Source organism: Frankia sp. CoBUL1, assembly GCF_978021245.1.
The window spans coordinates 1-3576 of record NZ_CDXDOS010000305.1 but is presented as its reverse complement, the minus strand read 5'-3'; the positions used below and the strand labels follow the sequence as shown (position 1 = coordinate 3576).

3 protein-coding genes are annotated in these 3576 nt (G+C 75.8%); 2 read left to right on the top strand and 1 reads right to left on the bottom strand.

The features are described 5' to 3' along the window. Positions 1-183: hypothetical protein (locus AC08OX_RS15965; protein ID WP_476608547.1), on the bottom strand; the 183-nt coding region annotated here is incomplete at its 3' end. A 200-nt stretch (positions 184-383) separates the two neighbouring features. Here AC08OX_RS15965 and AC08OX_RS15960 point away from each other — a divergent pair. Further along, positions 384-2594 carry a serine/threonine-protein kinase gene (locus AC08OX_RS15960; protein ID WP_476608546.1) on the top strand — a complete coding sequence of 737 codons (2211 nt, stop codon included), beginning with the start codon at positions 384-386 and terminating at the stop codon, positions 2592-2594. Further along, positions 2591-3576 (top strand): PP2C family protein-serine/threonine phosphatase (locus tag AC08OX_RS15955; protein ID WP_476608545.1); only part of this gene is annotated, 986 nt, incomplete at its 3' end. The genes AC08OX_RS15960 and AC08OX_RS15955, both read left to right, overlap by 4 nt.

Genomic DNA, 3576 nt, shown 5'->3' with positions numbered 1-3576 from the left:
AGGCGCCGGTAAGTCGCCGTACCAGGGGATGGACGATCTCGGTGGGCGACGGGTCTGCACGGCGGCCGGCGCGGCGGCGACCATCCGGCGGGCACCGTCGCGCCCGGTGCTGCGCACCGTGCCGAACATCGCCGACTGCCTCGTGCTGCTCCAGGCCGGGGAGGCCGACGCCGTCATGACCACCACGGCCATCCTCAACGGGATGGCCGCCCAGGACCCGCGGCTGTACGTTGTCGGACCGGCCCTGTCGGACGAGCCGGACGCGGTCGCCGTCAGCCTCGACCATCCGGAACTGACCCGCTTCGTCAACGGCGTGCTGGCCCGCGCGATCGCCGACGGCACCTGGAAACGGCTGGCCCGGCGGTGGCTGTCGGGACTGACCGATGATGATCTCTCGGTGGGAGGTGGACGCGGTCCTGACCCGGCTGCGTTCGGGGGGCGTTCCCCCTCGCCCGCCCCTCACCCTCAACCCCGATTTCGACCCCGATCTCGACCGAGGAGTGTGCGTGAACGCGGTCATCCCCTGCCCGGAGCCGGACTGCGACGGCGTCGTCGAGGACGGGTCGCGGACCGCACCGAGCCGGCTGGGCGCGGGCCTGGTCGAGGTACCCGGGCCCGACGTTCCCGAGCCCGACGTGCCGGACCCGGCGTCGATGCTGCTGGCGGACCCGCAGATCCCGGAACGGCGGCGGGCCTGTGCCGGGTGCGGCGCGCCGGTGGGACGCGCCCGGGGCCGCCGGCCCACGCGTCCCGAGGGCTTCTGCCCGGGATGCGGCCAGCCGTTCTCGTTCCGTCCCACGCTGCACGCCGGTGACCGCGTCGGGCCGTACGAGATCGCGGGGGCCCTCGCGCACGGCGGCCAGGGCTGGATCTACCTCGCCCGGGACCCGAGCGTCGCGGAGGGCTCCTGGGTCGTGCTCAAGGGCCTGCTCGACTCCGGCGACCGCGAGGCACAGGCCGCGGCCATCGCCGAGCGCCGGTTCCTGGCCTCCGTCGACCATCCGGCGATCGTGCGGATCTTCACCTTCGTCGAGCATGCCGGCACGAGCTACATCGTGATGGAGTACATCGGCGGCACCTCGCTGCGGGAGGTGCTGTGCCGGCGTCGGGCCGACGCCGGCCGGCCCGACCCGCTGCCGGTCACCCAGGCCGTCGCCTACCTCCTCGCGGCGCTGCCCGCCTTCGCCTACCTGCACCGAAACGGCCTGGTGTTCGGCGACTTCACACCCGACAACGTGATGCTCGGCCGGGAGACACCGCGCCTGATCGACCTCGACGCGATCCGTCGCATCGACGACGGCGCAGTAGCCGGAGCCGGCTGCGGCACCCTCGGCTACCAGGCACCCGAGGTGCCCACCACCGGCCCCTCGGTCGCCTCCGACCTGTTCGCCGTGGGACGCACTCTCGCGACCCTCATCCTGGACTTCCGCGGTAACACCTCGACCTACCTGCACACGATGCCACCGGCGGCGGACCATCCCGTCCTCGCCCGGCACGAGTCGCTGTACCGGTTCCTGCTCAAGGCGACCGCGCCCGATCCCGACCGCCGCTTCACCGGCGCCGAGGAGATGCACGACGAACTGCTGGGGGTGCTGCGGGAGATCGTCGCGGCCGAACGCGGGACACCGGCCCCGGCGCCGGCGCCGAGCCGGCGGTTCACCGGCGACCTCCACCCCACCGGCGAAGGTGGCCCCACCGCGCTGCCGCCGTGGTCGGTGCTGCCCCGGCTACGGGCCGACCCCGACGACCCGGCGGCGGACCCGCTCACCGCCCTGCCGGACCTCGCGCCCGAGCAGCTCGCCGAGCTGCTCGGTGCGATGGGAACCACCAGCGTCGGGGCGCGCCTGCGCCTGGCCGACCTGCGGATGCGCCTGGGTCGGACCGCCGCCGCCAGCGAGATGCTCGCCGAGATCGAGGCGGAGGACCCCTTCGAGTGGCGGGTGGACTGGCAGCGCGGGCTGCTGGCACTCGCCGACGGCGACACCGCCGCGGCCCGCGGCGCGTTCGACCGGGTCTACGACGAGGTCCCGGGCGAGCTCGCGCCGAAGCTGGCGCTGGCGCGCACCGCGGAGGCCGCCGGTGACCTCCCCCGGGCGCAGCAGCTGTATGACCTGGTGTCGCGCACCGACGACGCGTTCACCGGCGCGGCGTTCGGGCTGGCGCGGGTGCGGATCGCCGCGGGCGACCGCGACGGTGCGGTGGCCGCCTACCGCCGGGTACCACCGGCCTCGGCCGCCCACGTCGACGCCCAGATCCGGCTGGCCCGGGTACTCGGCACGGTGACCGTGGCCGGCGTCCCCAATCGGGCCGGCATCATGGCCGCGTCGGACGTGCTGGCCGGCCTGGACCTCGACCCGGGCTGCCGGGCCGCTCTCACCCGGGATCTGCTGACCACCGCGCTCGACCTGGTGGCGGCCGGCACGCTCCCGGTGGACCCGGGCGTCACGGTCGCCGGTGCCGCACTGCGGGAAGCGGACCTGCGCTTCGGCCTGGAACGCGCCTACCGGGAGCTCGCCCGGCTGGCCGCGACCACCGACGAGCGGTACGCCCTCGTCGACCTCGCCAACCGTGTCCGCCCGCGGACCCTGGTATGAACGCCGGACAGCGGCCGGGACCGGCGCCGGGGCCACGGGACCCCGGCCTGGCGGGACGCTGCCCCGGCTGCGCGGCGCCGGTCCTTCCCGACGACCGGTTCTGCGAACGCTGCGGCGTGGCCCTGACGGCGGCCGGCCGCGAGCCCGGCGACCGGATCGATGTCGATCTGACGATCGCGGCCGGCGTGTCGGACCGCGGTCTCGTCCACCGGAGCAACGAGGACGGGTTCGCCCTCGCCGTCGTCGGCCCGCCCGGGCCAGCCGACCTGCCCGGCCCGGCCCGCCCGGCGGTCGTGGCGGTCGTGTGCGACGGGGTGTCGACGGCTCCCGGCTCGGGACCGGCCGCCGTGGCCGCCGCCCGGGACGCCACCGCCTTCCTGGCCGACGCCGTGGGCACGCCGAGGTCTCCCGAGCCGACGGGCAGCGGCGTCCCCTGGGAGAACGCCGCGCTGCGGGCGGCGACCGCGACCGCCCAGCGCAGCGCCGTCGCCTCGATCACCAGCCCCGACGACGCGCCGGCCTGCACGTTCGTCGCGGCGATCGTGACGGCGGACCGGCTCGCCGTCGGCTGGCTCGGGGACAGCCGAGCCTACCTACTCGGCCCGCGGGGCGCGCACCTGCTGACCGAGGACGACACGCTGGCGGCCGAGGCGGTGCGGGCCGGCCTGCTTCCGGCCGAGTTGGCCGAGACGGCGCCCGGCGCCCGGCGCCCACACCATCACCCACTGGATCGGGACGGGCAGCGAGTCGGCGGTACCGCGCGTCGTCTCGCTGCCCCTCACCGGGCCGGGACGGATGGTGCTGTGCAGCGACGGGCTGTGGAACTACGCCTCGGCCGCCACGGCCCTCGCCGGTCACGTCGGGCGCCTGCCGGCGGACGCGCCCGCCGCCGCGGTCGCCCACCATCTCGCCTCGGTGGCGCTGGCCGCCGGCGGCGCGGACAACATCACCGTGGTCGTCATCGACATATTCTGACTGAGCC